This window comes from Marivirga arenosa, assembly GCF_030503875.2.
In the GTDB taxonomy this organism is placed as follows: Bacteria; Bacteroidota; Bacteroidia; order Cytophagales; family Cyclobacteriaceae; genus Marivirga; species Marivirga arenosa.
In genome coordinates this window covers 2464271-2480907 of record NZ_CP129968.2, presented here as the reverse complement: position 1 = coordinate 2480907, position 16637 = coordinate 2464271, and the positions used below count along the sequence as shown (strand labels likewise).

Sequence of the window (16637 nt, the reverse complement as noted above, 5' to 3'; positions counted from 1 at the left end):
CGATAAACAGAGTACTATGAAATTTAAGCTTTTAGTTATTTTTTCAATTATTGTTTTAGGTGTTCATTTTAACACTTCTGCACAGGACGAGGCTACATTGTCTGATCAATATCAAAATATGATTGAAAGCAGCGAAACCTTTGAAAAATATAAGGTGATTCCAATTACTAAGGTGAATGCTTTTGGTGATATATTAAGTGATTCTATTAATAGCTTAAATCAAAAAGTTACCTCATCGCAAAATGCTAAATCAAAAGCTGAGAGAGAAAGAGATGAAGCTAAGTCTCAGATGAATGATTTAAATAATAAGTTAGAAGAAGCACAAAATGCTGTAGATGAGATGCCGTTTTTTGGTATGTCAATGACTAAAGTGACCTACAATGTAATCATGTGGTCCATTGTAATCATACTTTTAGCTGGTTTAGTAATTGTATATATTATGTTCTTAAATAGTTTTAGACTTACCCGTCAGGCTAAAAAAGATAAAGAGTTGGTGGATCAAGAAATAGAAGACTTAAGAAAAAGATCACATGATAAACAAGTGAAAATTAAAAGAGAGCTACAAACTGCTCTCAATAAACTTGAAGAATACAAAAGATAAATAAATTTAGATTTTCAATTTTGAAAACCACCTTCTAATGACCATCATTGTAAGGTGGTTTTTTATTTTAGAAAGCATTGAGAAAAAAATTACTTATTCTAGTCAAAATAGCGGTATCAATTGTAGTGATATTGTTTCTCTATGAAAGAATTAGTTATGATTTTCAAGGTTTTATATCAGCATTTAACATATACGCACAAAATATTTTTATAATCCTATTGGTTTCAATATTAATGCCCATCAATTGGTTAATGGAAGTATTGAAATGGAAATATTCATTGAAGCCAATTACAAAGATTTCTATTTCAGAAGCATCAGTTGGGGTTTTTTCAGGAATTGCATTAGGTTTTATAACCCCACATGCTATTGGAGATTATTTTGCTAAGGTATTTTCTATTTCTCATGAAAATCGAAAAAGTGCTTTAGGATTAATTCTGATTTCAAGAATGCTTCAAATGCTCCCAACTTTGCTTTTTGGATTAATAGCAGTTTACTTTATATCAGATTTTAGCTTATCTGAATTTGACTTTTCATATTCTTCCTCCTTTGCTTTAAGCAGTATAATTGGATTCGTGATTTTTGGATTCTTTCTGTTACTTTATTTTAATAGAAATCATCCTAGGGTTAAAGACTATTTATGGCCTATAAAAAAATTAGGATTAAAATTGTTTGTCCTGCTTTCAGCGCTTAGTATAGTTAGGTATATAATCTTTAGTCTACAGTTTTTAATTCTTTTATCTGTATTAGAATTAAAAATCAATTTGTTTCATCAATTTATGGGGATTGCTTTCATGTTTTTAATAAAATCAATTCTACCTACATTTAATTTTTTGAATGATTTGGGAGTAAGAGAGGTAAGTATTGCTTTTTTCTTTGAAAAATTAGAGGTTTCTGTTGCTCCTATTATAGCAGCAGGTTTAATATTATGGCTTATAAATATTGCAGTGCCCGCTGCTATTGGGCTTTTTTATATACCTAAGCTTAAGTTAATCTATAAAAAATGATCACTTTTTTTTCATTGGTTATTTTGATTTATTCTTTTGGCCTGCTTTACGCGACTAATGTTTACAAACGAATGCCAGAAATAACCGAAAGCGGTAAATTAAAATCAGTTTCACTGATCATCCCTTTTCGAAATGAGAAGGAAAATTTAAGTGTCTTGATCAAAAGTATTCAGGCTATTGATTATCCTAAAGAATTACTTGAAATCCTATTTATTGATGATCATTCTGAAGATGATGGTGCTTCTATAATCGAAAGATCTAGAGATTCAATTCCTTATCAAATGAAACTATTAAAACTCTCTGGTTTGGAGATGGGTAAAAAAGCGGCTTTAAACTTTGCTATTAATGAAGCTAAACATGAAATCATATTAACTATTGATGCAGATTGTACTTTGCCTTCTGATTTGATTTTAAAAATGCAAGCTCCTTTCGAGCTGGAACATATAAATTTAGTATCAGGAAATGTTAGTTTTATTTCAAATTCGTTAGTTACAAATTTATTCCAAATGGAATTTGCGCCTTTAATAGGAGTGGGGGCAGTATCCATAGAATTAGGAAATCCTAACATGGCAAATGGTGCAAACTTAGCATTTAGGAAAAGCATTTTTAAGGAACTTGATCCTTATTCCACAAATTTAAATGTCCCATCGGGTGATGATATTTTTCTGTTACAGAAGCTGAAAAAAGCTTTTCCAAATAGTTTTTATTTTCAAAAAGAGGCCTTGGTTAAAACGAGTGCTCCTAAGAATTTACGACAGTTTTATAATCAGAAAAAAAGATGGTCTGCTAAATGGAAAGCAAGTGCAGATTTAAAAGATGCTATTCCTGCATTAATGGTATGGTCTTTTCATTTAATTTATATCTGTAGTTTAATCTATTCAGTTTTGTATGATAGTTATTTGGTTTTAGGGCCAGTTATTTTACTTAAAATTATGGCTGAAGGCCTATTTATATATCAGGTTTTAAAATCTCAGAAGTCGAAATTTAGTATAACATCTTTCGGTATATTACAGTTGATATACAGCCTTTATGTGGTAGTGTTTGGAATGATTGCTAACTTTGGAAGTTATCAATGGAAAGAAAGACAATATAATACAAATGAACGAGCAGGAAATTGATTTAATGGATGAGCTTTATTTTGTTCAATCTTATAAGGATATTAAGAATGAATTAAAGTGGGGAGATTCGGTTTTACAGGAAAATTTGCTTTCACTCCATCAAAAAGAGTTCATTAAAATATTGGTAAACCATGATGAAGAATATCGAGCTAATACATATAATCCTCATGAAATGGATTGGGAGGCGTTATATTTTTTAGCCACTAAAAAGGGCCTTTTGGAACATAATGGATTTTAAAGATTAGTCTTTACTTTTCTGTAATCTATACCTTATTCCCCAGCTACCTGAAAAATAGGGTGTTCCAGCTTCATCTAATGGAATGTTTGGTGAGAATTCCATCAAAAATCCAAAATTTTTATTTTCAAAGGGGTAAATATTTATTCCAACAGCTAATCCGAAAGTTGCACCTCCAACAGTAGACCCAAGTAAGGATATTCCACTATAAAATTCATGGTTTTCTTTGTCAATTAAGTCGTAGTTGAACATGAGCTTTACAAGGAAGTCTTCTATAGCTGTATTAGGATATAGGCGGATTTCTGGTCTAAACCTTTCATTAAATTCATAAGCGTAAGCGGCCTGTCCACCATTTGGTGATTGGTGGTAACTTACAATAGATTGAGAATAAGCAAAAGATGAAACTGTTAAAAACAGTAGAGTAATAATAAATGACTTCATAATATTGGTTGATAGTTTAAAATACTTCCTTATAACGGTTTGCTACAAGGAAGTATTATGTTTGATGAATTAAAAATCACAGCTTCCGATTGGACTTCCAGGTGGCAAACTTGGAATTGGAGCAAGATTATATTCCTGAGGATGCTCCAAAAATAGCTTTATTTGTTGCTTCAACATGCCAATATTAGCGTTTTCCAAAGCACTTTTTCTGTAGTTTGTTTTTAAATATTGTTGATCAATATTTTCTAGTTCAGACATTAATTGTGCTCTAGCTAAAGAAGATACATTTCCATCTTTAATACTTTTCATAATGTGATTGATATAAACATTTTGGCTAGTTAGTTTAACAGCCTGATGATAATCATTACTAACTTTTTGATTAAATAAAGTATTGTTGAATATTTCAGTCACTTTCTCAATTCCTGGATTATTCCGATCTCTAGAGTGGAATTCAACCATTCTATTTAACCTTTGTGGATGAAATAATAAATCAAAAACTAAAGTAGAAGCTTGCTCTGCCGCTCCTAAGGCATCAAAACTGACACCTGTTTTACCATTTAATAATTCCCTATTATCATAATAGCCTAATGGTCGAGGATATAACTGCTGTAAAAGTTTTTCGGGAATTGCTAAGTTTTCGGCTAATACTGCATTAGCTAGGCTGTTAGCCGCTTCTAGCTGCCATTCAGAAGCTAAAATCTTCATTTCTTTTAATTTATCGTCTCTTATTTTATAGGCATAATCTAAACCTCCGACAAGTTTTACTGCTGCCTCAACTTGATAGCGATGTAAAAAGTAAATTGGAATTAAAGCTTCTTGAATTTGAGCCATGGGTTGATCAAATTGAATAACATTTTCTCCGAATTTCTCCAGCGCTTTATTTCTCACTTTTAACAGATGATTTAGCTGTACAGCAGGATCTTTTCCATTATCCCATAAATGGGCTAGCGGATGAGCACCGCCTTGAGCCCTTGCATCCCTATCAGAAATAAAACTTAAGCCATTCTCATTTGCATCTTGAATAATTCCATTTAAATATTCTTTTTCATCTGAATCATCTGGAATATCCTCATATCCATATCGAATAGCGTATTTATCCCATTCACCTATATTAGTATCATATGCATTTTTTAGAGTTATATTTCCTTTTTCGTCTAATTCAATATTAGGGTGTGGATAATCCATTACGGAGGCATCATTTTCTGTACTAGAAGCATAGGAATGAGCTAGTCCTAATGTGTGACCTACTTCATGGGCTGCAAGTTGTCTTAATCTAGCCAATGCCATCTCTAGCATAGCTGGATTATCTTCATTTTCTTTATATGGGGCCAATAAACCTTCTGCAATTAAAAAATCTTGTCTCACTCTTAAAGACCCCAAGCTTACATGGCCTTTAATAATTTCTCCAGTTCTTGGGTCCACAACACTAGCGCCATAGCTCCAGCCTCTTGATGAGCGGTGTACCCATTGAATAACATTATATCGAATATCGAGCGGATCGGCTCCTTCTGGAAGTATTTTCACTTGAAAAGCATCTTTATAACCAGCGGCTTCAAATGCTTGATTCCACCATTTAGCACCATCCATCAAGGCTGATCGAACAGGTTCAGGTGTACCCGGGTCTAAATAATAAATGATGGGTTCAACTGCTTCACTTAATTCAGCACTGGGATCTTTCTTTTCTAATCTGTGCTTGTTTATTAATCTTTGGTTGATGTCTTCTGAAATTGGAACTGCATAATCTTTATATGCGGTCGTAAAATAACCAGCTCTTGGATCAAATTTCCTAGCCTCGAATCCTTCTTCTGGTAATTGCACAAAAGAATGATGTTGTCTTACAGTAATATTATCAGCATCCGGACTAACACTGTAAATTTCTCTTCCTGAAGCTTGTCCTTTATATGAAATCCAAAAATCTAATTCGGTATTTTTCGGAAAATTTCCGGAGCCATCCATATTGAAAGCTGATCGACTTTTGTCTAAGCTATAATTCCCTTCTTTTGACCTTTTAAGTCTATTTACTACTCCATGTGCATCCCTGATGAAAAAGTCTGTAGCATCAACAATATGAGACCAATCATTTGAGGCTTTAATCTCAAATGAATGAATAACAGAATGAGCAAATGCATCTTCTACTGCTTTCTTTTCGGCAGGGTTTTCAGTTTGAGCTCTAAATTTATAATTAGGCTCAAAAACCATTATTTTGTTTCCAATCTTTTCAAATTTAAGAATTTTACTGTTCCCAATTTGTCCTCTGTCAAGTCCAATATCATTAGATCCAATACCTGCAGAAAGATAACTGACATATATAAACTCTTGGTTCAGCTTATCAATTTCTAAATAGATTTTACCTTCATCAGAATCCCAATAATAATTAAAGAAACCACTAAATTTTTCTTTCCCAGAAGTAAGTTTATCAAATTCTGAGATCTCAGGACTATCACTTTGATTAGTTTTTAAAGCACTACAAGAATAAATAGAAATGGCTAGAATAAAGAGTAAGTATTTTTTCATAGTTAAGATTTTGATCTAAGATATATAATAATCAACAGATTAATAAAGAGTTTTAAGTGGGTGGTTAATAATTGTGATAAATTTCATTACAAGTGGATTTATTGTCTCTTGTTTATCCTAATTTCTGAGAATTAAACCCCATTATTTTCATTTCCTTTTACATTATTAATATTCTCAATAGTATTGATTAACTTCACGTTTAGAAATGAGTACAGCCTTGAACATAGCGAACCGATATGAACTGAAGGAGTTAGAACTTGATGCCTTACTTGAAATTACTCAGGCAATCAATGAAAATCTTCCAGAAGAATCTTTATACAAAATTTATAATTTCACTTTAAGGGCAAACCTAAAGTTATCGAAATTGATGTTGGTGGTTCAAGATGATAAACAATGGATTCCTAAACTATCATTCGGTACTAAAAAAGATTATAATTCCATAGATTCAAACGCATATCAAATTGTAGAAAAAGGTAAGATTTTGTTTCCATCTGATTTAGTAGATTCTCCATTTGATGAATTTGATGTGGCAATTCCTGTATATCACAAAAATGATTTACTAGCAGTTGTTTTTTTAGGTGGTGTGGCAAATGCAGAGGAAAGAGAATACATTGAAAATCATTTAAACTTCATTCAAGCACTTTCCAATATTATAATGGTGGCCATTGAGAATAAAAAAATGGCTAGGGAAAGACTGAAACAGGAAGTTATTGCCAAGGAAATGGAAATTGCTAAAAAAGTTCAGCAACTACTATTTCCCAAATCTTTACCTGAGAATGATAATTTCAGTATAGACGCTCATTATTCTCCTCATCATACAGTTGGAGGAGATTATTATGATTGGAAATCCATCAATGAACATCAAAAAATGGTTTGCATTGCTGATGTTTCCGGTAAAGGAGTACCTGCCGCTTTGTTAATGTCAAATTTTCAAGCTTCTCTAAGAACGCTTCTACGTAAGACAACAGATTTAGAAGAGATTATCCATGATTTAAATTATCAGGTTTTTGAAAGTGCTAAAGGAGAGAATTTCATTACTTTTTTTATAGCAATTATAGATTTGAAAGAGAAAACTTTGAAATATGTTAATGCTGGACATAATCCACCATTTTTAGTTTCATCGGACCATAGCATTGAAAAACTGGAAAAAGGAACCCTAGTATTAGGTGCGTTAAATGAAATTCCATTTTTAGAGATCGGAACAGCTTCTATTGATTCACCCCAAACCTTATTACTATATACTGATGGATTAACAGAGGCCTTCAATGAAGCGGAAGAAGAATTTGGGCCTGAGCGGGTAATGGAAATTTTGAGTCAATATATTTCTGCAACCCCTGAAAGAATTATTTCAGCTATATTAGATAAGATTGATGATTTCATTGGAAAAAGACCACTTTCAGATGATATCACATTATTAGCATGTAAATATCATGTCTGATTTTGCTTTTTATAAAACTCCTAAAATCATTCAAAATATCTTTCCATCATTTCAATGGAAAGTAAATACAGATCATAAAATTATTTATCCTACTTTTGATGATGGGCCTATTCCTAATCTAACAAATGAAATTCTAGCCATTCTAAAGGATTTTAATGCGAAGGCAACTTTTTTTTGTGTGGGAGATAATATCAGAAAGCATCCCCAAATTTTTGAACAATTAATTCAAGCAAATCATCAAGTTGGAAATCACACTTTTAATCATTTAAAAGCATGGAAAAGCGACTTGAATGTATACTTAGAAAATGTAGAGCTATGTCAAAAAGAAATTGAAAAGCATATTAAACCTGAAGTAAAACTATTTCGACCACCATATGGTCAATTCACTTTCAAATCTGTCCAGAAATTAAACCAAAAGTATTACAACTTTATCATGTGGGATGTTTTGTCAAAAGATTATAACCGAAATATTTCGGCAAATACTATTCTTAAAAAAAGTATTCAAAACTCTTCTAACGGTAGTATTATAGTATTTCATGATAATCTTAAATCTAAAGATAAAATATTGCAATTTCTACCTTTGTATCTCAAACATTTTTCCGATATTGGATACAAATTTGAAAAACTATGACCTATCTGTACTTAAGCCTTTTGTCGATTATTCTTATGGTAATCTTCATGGACTTAATATTATGGATGGCTTGGAAACCAAAAGCTGAAAACCCAAAACCTTATGAAGGTGAATTGCCTTTCATATCCATTTTATTAGCCGTAAGAAATGAAGTTCATACCGTAAATTATGCGTTAAATTCCTTAGAAAAACTCGATTATCCTGATGATAAATATGAAGTTTTGATGGGAGATGACGGTTCAACTGACGGAACTACTAAAATATTAAAAGAGTGGGATAAAGAGACCAATAATTTTTTCTACATCCCAATTGATAAAAAAATTGCTCATCTTGATGCTAAAGCTAATGTTTTAGAGCAACTGGCTGAAAAGTCAAAAGGTGAGTATATGATGATTACTGATGGTGATGTTGAAGTGCCAAGTAGTTGGTTAATGAAACAATTAGCATGTTGGAAAGATGGGGCTGGAATACAAAGTGGATTTACCATAATAAAAGCAAAGGACTTCTTTTCAAGTATGCAGATGATTGATTGGAGTTTAGCTTTAGGTATGGTGAAAATTGTAAGCGGTTGGAAAATTCCTGTTACTGGTGTCGGTAATAATATGATGGTAAGTAGGGAAGCCTATGATAAAGTGGGAGGCTATAAAAATATTCCGTTTTCAGTTACTGAAGACTTTGCTTTATTTCAGGCAGTAGCAAAACAAGGTTACCATTACCAGCAATTGGCAAATGAAGATAGCTTAGTAAGAACTTTTGCAACCAGAGGTTTTTGGAATCTTATGAATCAGCGAAAAAGATGGATGTCTGGAGCTTTGAAGCTACCCCCTTTTATGTTAACATTATTAGTTTTTCAAGCATTCTATTATCCAGCAATGCTGGCATTAACTTTTGTTAATCCATTTGTCGCTATTCCGTTATTTGGTTTAAAAATTACTTTACAGAGTCTTTTTATCAATAAAATATTAGAAAGGCTAAATCAATATGTGCCTTTAAGCAATCTTTTTATATTTGAATTCTACAGTGGTTTCATTTCTATTGCACTTCTTTTCTATTATATCTTACCTTTGCCCGTGAAATGGAAAGGAAGAAAATTTGCTAAAGGATGATTGAAACACACGCACATTTATATGTAGATAAATTTGATGAAGATAGACAGGAAATGATGGAAAGGGCAGAAGAGGCTGGAGTAAAACGCTTCTACATGCCCAATATCGATCATAAGTCAATTGAGCCCATGTTAGAAGTGGAAGAAAAGTTTTCTAACACTATCGCTACTATGGGTGTTCATCCCTGCTCTGTTGAAAAGCATTTTGAAAAACAGCTTTACGAAGTTGAAGATTGGCTGAATAAGAGAAAGTTTGCTGCTGTTGGTGAAATAGGTTTAGATTATTATTGGGATAAAAGTTTAATAGAACAACAAAAAGAAGCACTTAGAATACAAGTGCAATTTGCCAAGGATCATCAAATACCTGTAATTCTTCATTGCAGAGATTCTTTTGATGATACTTATGATATTATCAAAAAAATGAATGATGATAAGCTAAAAGGTGTTTTCCATTGTTTCACTGGTACTGCCGAAGAAGCTCAAAAAGTGATTGATTTAGGTTTTTTTATAGGTATCGGAGGGGTGGTAACCTTTAAAAATGGCGGCCTTGCAGAACATATTCCTGATATTGATCTTAATAGAATAGTTTTGGAGACAGATGCACCTTACTTAGCGCCAACTCCTAAAAGAGGTAAAAGAAATGAGCCAGCTTTTTTGGACCTAATTGCTCAAAAGTTAGCTGATCTTAAAGAAATGTCTAAGTCCGATTTGATCGAAATTACTAGCAAAAATGCTACTGAATTGTTTTCCTAATGAAGCAGTACTATAAACTAATACACATTGATACCGCTACACCTAAAGCTCCTGATTGTGCAATCATGATAATCTATACTGGAGGTACATTAGGTATGGTATACAATGAACAACAAGCCCTGGTACCTTTTGATTTTCAAAATATATTGGATGAAGTACCTTCTCTTAAAAATTTTAATCTCAAAATATCGGTAGCCTCATTCAATAATTTAATTGATTCTTCGGACGTAAACCCTTCACACTGGGATGATATTGCTAGCTTAGTTGAAGAGTATTATGATGCTTATGACGGATTTATAGTAATCCACGGTACTGATACTATGGCTTATACAGCTTCAGCAATAAGCTTTATGTTGGAAGGATTGAATAAACCGGTGATTTTTACAGGCGCTCAACTTCCTATTGGTGCTGCAAGATCTGATGCGAGGGAGAATTTAATAACGGCTATTGAGATTGCAAGTCAGAAATTAAACCAACGTCCTATCGTTTCTGAAGTCTGTATATATTTTGATAATCTACTTCTCAGAGCAAATAGGGCTAAGAAAGTTGAAAGTGTACAATTTGATGCCTTTCAAAGTGAAAATTATCCAGTATTGGCGGAAGCGGGAATAATAATAGAATATAATTTCGCTGCACTCAGACCCTATCAACAAGATGCTGAATTAAAGGTCCGAAAAAATATTCAACAGGAAGTGGCTATTCTTAAAGTGTTTCCAGGTATATCGAAAGCGCTCGTAGAGGGGGTGTTATCAATTGATGGATTAAAGGGTTTAGTTATTGAAACTTTTGGTTCAGGAAATGCTCCAACTGAAAAATGGTTCATTAATGCACTACAAAAAGCAATAAATAAAGGCGTTCTAATAATGAATGTATCGCAATGCATGGGAGGGAAGGTTATTCAAGGTAGATATCAAACGAGTAAGGATTTACAATCTATTGGTGTATTTAGTGGAAGTGATATAACAACAGAGGCTGCGATTACAAAAATGATGTACGTTATTAGTCATGCTAAAACAAAAGAACTACAACATAACTATTTAATTAAGCCATTAAGAGGTGAAATGGAATAGTTATAAGTGTATTCACATTAAATAATTATATTATTAAATACTATTCTTCAATTCGCAACTCAATTGCGTATTTAAATTTACCATTTGACAAAATGCACTTGCATGAAGAATAAATTATTAATTTATTTGTGCACGTTTGAAAAGAGTTCAATCGAGAACTAAATATTTACAGATAGAGGGAGAGGTGCCAGAGTGGTCGATCGGGCTCGCCTGGAAAGCGAGTGTACCTTCACGGGTACCGAGGGTTCGAATCCCTCCTTCTCCGCATTTTTAAGTAATAAATTAAATCTTTTTGATGTTATTTGATTAAATAATAGAGATTGGGCTTAAAGAATTGCTAAAATAATTTTCTGTTTGTTGATATTTGTGTAAAATTGGACTTAGTTTTCATTTAACTAACATACAATAACTAAAAAAGGAAAATTACAAACAACTTAACTATGAAAAAGCTATTTGTTTTAATGATGATGGCCGGAGCACTAGTATTCGGTTTTAATGGCAATGCAATTGCTCAAGATGAGGAAGCAGCGACTTCTGAAATGGAAAATGACACAACAGCTATGGAAAGTGATTCTGCTGCTGCAGAAGCTGATTCTGCTGCAATGGATGAGTCTGAAGTAGACACTACTGCAACTGCAGTTGTTGAAGAGGAAGAGGTTGTTGAAGAGCAAGGCTTTCACCAAATTGTAAAAGAGAAGTTTATCGAAGGTGGATGGGAATTCATGTCAGTAGTATTAATTTGTTTAATCTTAGGATTAGCAATTGCTATTGAAAGAATCATTACTTTAAACTTAGCTACTACAAATACTAATAAATTATTAGCTAATGTAGAAGACGCTTTAAATCAAGGTGGTGTTGAAGCAGCTAAAGAAGTAACTAAAAATACAAGAGGTCCAGTTGCATCTATCTTTACTCAAGGTTTGATGAGAATGTCAGAAGGTGTTGAAATGGTTGAGAAATCTGTAATTTCTTACGGTTCTGTTGAAATGGGACGTTTAGAAAGAGGTTTAGTATGGATTTCATTATTTATCTCTCTTGCTCCAATGTTAGGTTTCATGGGTACTGTAATCGGTATGATTGGTGCATTTGATGCTATTGAAGCTGCGGGTGATATTTCTCCATCTTTGGTTGCTGGAGGTATTAAAGTAGCCTTATTAACAACTGTTGCAGGTTTGATTGTTGCGGTTATCTTACAATTATTCTATAACTATTGCGTTTCTAAAGTAGATTCTTTAGTAAACCAGATGGAAGATGCTTCTATTGCTTTAGTAGATATCTTAGTGAAGCACAATCTTTCTAAGTAAGTTTAACCTTTAAAGTTTAACTAAATGGAATTTGTTGATATATTATTATATGGTGCATATTTATTGGTAATCGTTGCTGCATTAGGAGCTATAGTATTACCTTTAATTAGCGCACTTAGTCAACCCAAAAGTCTTTTAAAGTCTTTGATAGGGGTTTTAGCGATCGGTGTAATTTACGTTGTCAGTTGGAGTATTTCAGGTGACGAAGTAACTGCTAAATACATAAAATTTGATATTACAAGTACTTCTTCTCAAGTAATTGGAGGTGTTTTAATCACTACTTATTTGCTAATGGGGATTGCGGTAATATCTATTGTTTATTCTGAAATCAGTAAACTAATAAGATAATGGCTAGAAGTAAAGGAAGAGCAACAGCAGAGGTGAATGCCGGTTCAATGGCCGATATTGCATTCTTATTGTTAATATTCTTTCTTGTAACTACTACCATTGCATCAGATAAGGGTTTAACTTTAACATTGCCTCCTGAGCCAGATGATGCTGAGCAGATTGATGTTAAAATTAAAGATAGAAACCTTTTTAAAGTAGCTATCAACTCAGCTGACAGATTGTTGGTTGAGGGTGAGAGGCTTGATGATTATACTAAGATTAAAGAGATGCTTATTGAGCATGTTTTAAATCCTAACAATAGTGATGATCTAGCGGAAAGCCCACAAGATGCAATTGTTTCCTTTAAAACAGATAGAGGAACAAGTTATGAGATTTATATTAATGTATTAGATCAGCTGCAAGGTGCATACTATCAGATTTATGCTGATAGAGCAGGTATTACGGCTGATGAATATAGATCATTAGATTTAAAGAATCCTAAGGAAAAAGCTCTTTACGAAAAAGGTAAAGGTGATATTCCAATGGCGATTTCAATTGCGGAACCAACAAACATAGGAGGATAAGTTATGTCAAAGTTTAAGAAAAAAACCAGTGCAAGTCAGGAAATACCTACTTCTGCACTTCCTGATATTATCTTCATGCTCCTGTTCTTTTTTATGGTGACTACGGTATTGAGAGAGACTGAAATAAAAGTTGAACAAAAAATACCTAAGGCAACTCAATTGAAAAAGATCGAAAGAAAATCATTGGTTAGTTATTTATACATTGGTAAGCCAAAGCAAACTGAAAAGTTTGGTGGTGAAGCTAAGATTCAAGCTAACGATGTATTTATTGAACCAAGAGATGTTCTTCTTTGGGTTTCTAAAGAGAAAGATAAGTTATCGGAGGCAGAACGTGATAAAATTACCATTGCTTTAAAAATTGATAGTGAAGCAAAAATGGGTATTGTAACGGACGTTCAGCAGAAATTAAGAAAAGCAAATGCTAGAAAGTTAATGTATAATACTTTGAAATTAACTAATAAAGATAAATCTAATTCTTTATTATAATTTTCATTGTTAATATAGAAAACCTCATTTCGTAATAGAAATGAGGTTTTTTTTTGTCTCCTGAACCATAATTAGATAATTGTGCAGATAAATAATTCAAAAACTATCAATACATGGTGTATGTACGACTGGGCCAATTCAGTCTATGCAATAGTAATTAAATCTTCTATTTTTCCCGTTTTCTATAATACAGCCACACAAAATGCTTTTAATGGAGATGTGGTTGATTTTTTTGGCTTTAAACTAGTAAATACTGCGCTATATTCTTTTGCAATATCATTTAGCTTTTTAATTGTGGCAATTATATCGCCCTTACTATCTGGTATTGCGGATTATACTTCTAATAAGAAATCTTTTATGCAGTTTTTCACATACCTAGGAGGCTTATCATGTATAGGTCTATTCTTTTTTACAGGTAAAAATGTTGAATGGGCCATAATATGTTCTGTATTAGCTAGTATAGGGTTTACAGGGAGTTTAGTTTTTTATAATGCCTTTTTACCTATAATTGCTACTCCAGATAAGCATGATATGATCAGTGCCAAGGGCTATTCCCTTGGTTATATTGGTAGCATAATTTTATTGGTTATCAATCTAGTATGTATTTCAAATCCCGACTGGTTTGGACTTGAAAAGACTGGAATTATAGCTAGGTTTTCTTTTTTAACTGTAGGCTTATGGTGGATTGGTTTTGCTCAAATTACCTTTAGGGCATTAAAGGAAGTTAAGAAAGAAATTAATTATTCCAGATCTATAATTGTAAGCGGTTATAAAGAGATTATAAAAGTATTTAAGGAACTTAACAGCCAACCTATATTAAAATATTTCTTGAGTTCTTTTTTCTTTTATAGTATGGGAGTTCAGACCGTAATGTATATGGCGGCTTCATTTGGGAGCAAAGAATTAAACCTACCTGGTAATAAATTAATTATCACAATTATCATTATTAATGCGGTAGCCATAATTGGCTCCTATGGTTTTGCTTATATATCAAAAAAGAAAACAAATAAGTTTTCATTGTTGAATATGTTAGTGATATGGGTAGGCATATGTATTTATGCCTATTTTGTTTATACTGATTACCAATTCTATTTATTGGCTTTTATTGTTGGCTTGGTTATGGGAGGAATTCAATCACTATCCAGAAGTACATATTCTAAAATAATGCCTCAAAATTCACATGACGAAGCCTCTTACTTTAGTTTTTACGATGTAACTGAAAAGATTGCAGTTGTAATTGGTACCTTTTCGTATGGATTTATTGAACAATGGACAGGTAGCATGAGAAATAGCACCATTGCATTGGGATTGTTCTTTGCTATTGGTATGGGATTATTGTTAATGGTAAGAATTCCTTCGAATTTAAATTATAATAGTGAAAACAACTAGTTTTCACTATTTTTCATCTTTTGTTCCATCATTCTTTCTTTCCTTCTCATTTCTTCTTGAGTAGCTTCTAATTCTTCCATATTTTGTCTTAACTCCTCTTCCTGGGCTCTCATTTCTTCAGCTTGTTGTTGCATTTGTTCTAAAAGTATTCTGGTTTTGTCGTTATTTTGTGTGGTAGCAATTGCTGAAGCTATATATTCACCTGCTTTCTCAAGGAATTCAATCTCATGCTTTTTAAATACTTTGAATGATGCTAATTCAATTAATGATTGAATTTCTTCATTATACTTCATAGGAACTATGGTGAGGCAGGAAGGTGTTGAATCTCCCAATCCTGATGTGATAAAAGTATAATCTTGCGGTATTTCAGTGAGCACTAAGGTTTCCTTTTCTCTGTAAGTTTGACCCACTAAACCTTGTCCAATTTCTATTCTTTTATTTATATATTTTCTTCTATCAAATGCATATGCTGCCGATAATTCTAGGTACATATCTTTTTCATTCTCCTCATCTTCCATCAAAATAAATAAACTACCTTGTTGAGCACCTAAATACTCTGTTAAGTATTTTGTGGCTTCAAAAGTTAATTCCTCTGTATTTTGTTCACTGTTTCTGATGATTTCACTCAAATTAGAAAGCCCTTCAGTTGACCAAATTCTTTTTTTGTTTTCAATGTCAGCATTTTCCATTTGCTTTTTCATTTCAATCAGCTGACCAGCTAAATTATCTTGATTAAGCACCTTATTTTCCTCCGTTATCCCATCCCAACTGATATCAAAATTACCTGATGCTACATTTTTTACATAATTTGCCGCTTTTTTCAAATTCTCAATGGAACCGTTTAAGATTTTAGCAGCACCTCTAAACCTTGTATCGCCATCATTAAAAAGGTATTTTTTATTATTCTCTCTAAGGTTAATCAGCAGTTCAATCCGTTTCTTTTCATCCCTTCTTAATTTAATAAATATAAATATTAAGGTAGGTAGCCCAATGAGTAGAAGTAGCAATTGAACTATTGTATTTTGTAAAATTGCACTTTCATATGCTGCTTGTGCTTCTTCAACTAAATTTTCTTCAAATTCATATAATTCTGTAGTAAAGGCATCATTTATTGGCCAAAATGTTTTACCAAAATCTTCTCTTAATAAATCTTTATAAGCCTCAAGATCATCATTCTTCAAATGATTCACCATTTCCTCATACAAGTCCACATATTTTCTATATCCAGCTTTTACTCTAGGATAATTTACAGGATCAGAATATCCTTGAATGGCAAATAAACTATCAAGGGTTTTGAAATTTTCTCTATTTTGTTTTTTGGCTTGTTCAACACTCCAAAATAAAAATCCTTCTTCTCGAATAAGAGCATATCCTCTACCACTAATATCCATTTGCCGAATATTCAATAATGTGTTTTCAGCGGTACGGAACACAAGATCAGCTTGCTCTTGTGTTTCTAAGGCCTCGCTCATCACTTTTTTGTTATAAAAGGAAAGAATAACACTTAATAATATCAGGGTTGAAACTGTTATTATCGCTATGGATATTAAATGTTTATTTAAAAATTTCTTCATTCTTTCTGGAGAGTTATGGTCGTTTGTTTTCTAAAATAATGGTTTGTTGGCGTAAAACAAAGA

At 32.5% G+C, this 16637-nt stretch carries 17 protein-coding genes and 1 tRNA gene; 15 read left to right on the top strand and 3 right to left on the bottom strand.

Annotated features, from left to right (window positions below; all coding sequences use genetic code 11):
* Positions 1 to 16 precede the first annotated feature (16 nt).
* From QYS47_RS10755 to QYS47_RS10740, 4 genes are all read left to right on the top strand, one after another.
* Entirely contained in the window at positions 17 to 601 is a 585-nt protein-coding gene (locus QYS47_RS10755; RefSeq protein WP_322346062.1) for a hypothetical protein, read from the top strand.
* A gap of 77 nt (positions 602 to 678) precedes the next feature.
* Positions 679 to 1605 carry a lysylphosphatidylglycerol synthase domain-containing protein gene (locus QYS47_RS10750; RefSeq protein WP_322346060.1) on the top strand — a complete coding sequence of 309 codons (927 nt, stop codon included), beginning with the start codon at positions 679 to 681 and terminating at the stop codon, positions 1603 to 1605.
* Between the two features lie 71 nt (positions 1606 to 1676).
* Positions 1677 to 2723: a glycosyltransferase gene (locus tag QYS47_RS10745; RefSeq protein ID WP_322346059.1), complete on the top strand. Its 1047-nt coding sequence runs from the start codon at positions 1677 to 1679 to the stop codon at positions 2721 to 2723.
* Positions 2704 to 2961, top strand: a complete 258-nt coding sequence (locus tag QYS47_RS10740) for a hypothetical protein (RefSeq protein WP_302124979.1) — start codon at positions 2704 to 2706, stop codon at positions 2959 to 2961. Before QYS47_RS10745 ends, QYS47_RS10740 begins: the two co-directional genes overlap by 20 nt.
* 3 nt (positions 2962 to 2964) lie before the next feature.
* On the opposite strand, the gene QYS47_RS10735 is transcribed toward QYS47_RS10740, so the two are convergent.
* Positions 2965 to 3399, bottom strand: coding sequence for a hypothetical protein (locus QYS47_RS10735; RefSeq protein ID WP_322346056.1), 435 nt, complete (start codon positions 3397 to 3399; stop codon positions 2965 to 2967).
* A 69-nt stretch (positions 3400 to 3468) separates the two neighbouring features.
* Positions 3469 to 5913 (bottom strand): zinc-dependent metalloprotease, encoded by a 2445-nt coding sequence (locus tag QYS47_RS10730; protein WP_322346055.1) that lies wholly within the window; start codon positions 5911 to 5913, stop codon positions 3469 to 3471.
* Positions 5914 to 6118: 205 nt separating this feature from the next.
* Here QYS47_RS10730 and QYS47_RS10725 point away from each other — a divergent pair, with 205 nt between their 5' ends.
* The 11 genes from QYS47_RS10725 (at position 6119) to QYS47_RS10675 (ending at position 15000) form a co-directional block, all read left to right on the top strand.
* On the top strand, positions 6119 to 7351 hold the full coding sequence (locus tag QYS47_RS10725) for a GAF domain-containing SpoIIE family protein phosphatase (protein WP_308356593.1): 1233 nt from the start codon (positions 6119 to 6121) through the stop codon (positions 7349 to 7351).
* Positions 7344 to 7982 carry a polysaccharide deacetylase family protein gene (locus tag QYS47_RS10720; RefSeq protein WP_322346052.1) on the top strand — a complete coding sequence of 213 codons (639 nt, stop codon included), beginning with the start codon at positions 7344 to 7346 and terminating at the stop codon, positions 7980 to 7982. Before QYS47_RS10725 ends, QYS47_RS10720 begins: the two co-directional genes overlap by 8 nt.
* Entirely contained in the window at positions 7979 to 9088 is a 1110-nt protein-coding gene (locus QYS47_RS10715) for a glycosyltransferase family 2 protein (RefSeq protein ID WP_322346050.1), read from the top strand. Before QYS47_RS10720 ends, QYS47_RS10715 begins: the two co-directional genes overlap by 4 nt.
* Positions 9085 to 9840, top strand: coding sequence for a TatD family hydrolase (locus QYS47_RS10710; RefSeq protein ID WP_322346048.1), 756 nt, complete (start codon positions 9085 to 9087; stop codon positions 9838 to 9840). Before QYS47_RS10715 ends, QYS47_RS10710 begins: the two co-directional genes overlap by 4 nt.
* The gene (locus QYS47_RS10705; protein WP_302124996.1) at positions 9840 to 10910 is read left to right on the top strand and encodes an asparaginase; all 1071 of its coding nucleotides are present in this window, start codon (positions 9840 to 9842) and stop codon (positions 10908 to 10910) included. The genes QYS47_RS10710 and QYS47_RS10705 overlap by 1 nt, the downstream gene beginning before the upstream one ends.
* Before the next feature lie 178 nt (positions 10911 to 11088).
* A tRNA-Ser gene (locus QYS47_RS10700) sits at positions 11089 to 11175 on the top strand.
* Positions 11176 to 11350: 175 nt separating this feature from the next.
* Complete coding sequence (locus tag QYS47_RS10695) at positions 11351 to 12214, top strand: MotA/TolQ/ExbB proton channel family protein (protein ID WP_322346045.1); 864 nt, start codon at positions 11351 to 11353, stop codon at positions 12212 to 12214.
* Positions 12215 to 12238: 24 nt separating this feature from the next.
* Positions 12239 to 12562, top strand: a complete 324-nt coding sequence (locus QYS47_RS10690; protein ID WP_322346043.1) for a hypothetical protein — start codon at positions 12239 to 12241, stop codon at positions 12560 to 12562.
* Positions 12562 to 13125, top strand: coding sequence for an ExbD/TolR family protein (locus QYS47_RS10685; protein WP_302124999.1), 564 nt, complete (start codon positions 12562 to 12564; stop codon positions 13123 to 13125). Before QYS47_RS10690 ends, QYS47_RS10685 begins: the two co-directional genes overlap by 1 nt.
* Before the next feature lie 3 nt (positions 13126 to 13128).
* A complete protein-coding gene (locus QYS47_RS10680) occupies positions 13129 to 13611 on the top strand; it encodes an ExbD/TolR family protein (RefSeq protein WP_308356600.1) in 483 nt (160 codons plus the stop codon).
* Positions 13612 to 13692: 81 nt separating this feature from the next.
* Positions 13693 to 15000 carry an MFS transporter gene (locus QYS47_RS10675; RefSeq protein WP_322346041.1) on the top strand — a complete coding sequence of 436 codons (1308 nt, stop codon included), beginning with the start codon at positions 13693 to 13695 and terminating at the stop codon, positions 14998 to 15000.
* Here QYS47_RS10675 and QYS47_RS10670 read toward each other — a convergent pair.
* Positions 14997 to 16574, bottom strand: coding sequence for a GAF domain-containing protein (locus tag QYS47_RS10670; RefSeq protein WP_308356602.1), 1578 nt, complete (start codon positions 16572 to 16574; stop codon positions 14997 to 14999). The genes QYS47_RS10675 and QYS47_RS10670 overlap by 4 nt on opposite strands.
* Positions 16575 to 16637 lie beyond the last annotated feature (63 nt).

Coding starts and splice junctions, on each gene's coding strand:
- QYS47_RS10710 (WP_322346048.1), top strand. CDS start 9,085: ATGATTGAAACACACGCACATTTATATGTAGATAAATTTGATGAAGAT.
- QYS47_RS10730 (WP_322346055.1), bottom strand. CDS start 5,913: ATGAAAAAATACTTACTCTTTATTCTAGCCATTTCTATTTATTCTTGT.
- QYS47_RS10695 (WP_322346045.1), top strand. CDS start 11,351: ATGAAAAAGCTATTTGTTTTAATGATGATGGCCGGAGCACTAGTATTC.
- QYS47_RS10670 (WP_308356602.1), bottom strand. CDS start 16,574: ATGAAGAAATTTTTAAATAAACATTTAATATCCATAGCGATAATAACA.
- QYS47_RS10715 (WP_322346050.1), top strand. CDS start 7,979: ATGACCTATCTGTACTTAAGCCTTTTGTCGATTATTCTTATGGTAATC.
- QYS47_RS10735 (WP_322346056.1), bottom strand. CDS start 3,399: ATGAAGTCATTTATTATTACTCTACTGTTTTTAACAGTTTCATCTTTT.
- QYS47_RS10755 (WP_322346062.1), top strand. CDS start 17: ATGAAATTTAAGCTTTTAGTTATTTTTTCAATTATTGTTTTAGGTGTT.
- QYS47_RS10720 (WP_322346052.1), top strand. CDS start 7,344: ATGTCTGATTTTGCTTTTTATAAAACTCCTAAAATCATTCAAAATATC.
- QYS47_RS10680 (WP_308356600.1), top strand. CDS start 13,129: ATGTCAAAGTTTAAGAAAAAAACCAGTGCAAGTCAGGAAATACCTACT.
- QYS47_RS10690 (WP_322346043.1), top strand. CDS start 12,239: ATGGAATTTGTTGATATATTATTATATGGTGCATATTTATTGGTAATC.
- QYS47_RS10725 (WP_308356593.1), top strand. CDS start 6,119: ATGAGTACAGCCTTGAACATAGCGAACCGATATGAACTGAAGGAGTTA.
- QYS47_RS10740 (WP_302124979.1), top strand. CDS start 2,704: ATGAACGAGCAGGAAATTGATTTAATGGATGAGCTTTATTTTGTTCAA.
- QYS47_RS10745 (WP_322346059.1), top strand. CDS start 1,677: ATGCCAGAAATAACCGAAAGCGGTAAATTAAAATCAGTTTCACTGATC.
- QYS47_RS10685 (WP_302124999.1), top strand. CDS start 12,562: ATGGCTAGAAGTAAAGGAAGAGCAACAGCAGAGGTGAATGCCGGTTCA.
- QYS47_RS10705 (WP_302124996.1), top strand. CDS start 9,840: ATGAAGCAGTACTATAAACTAATACACATTGATACCGCTACACCTAAA.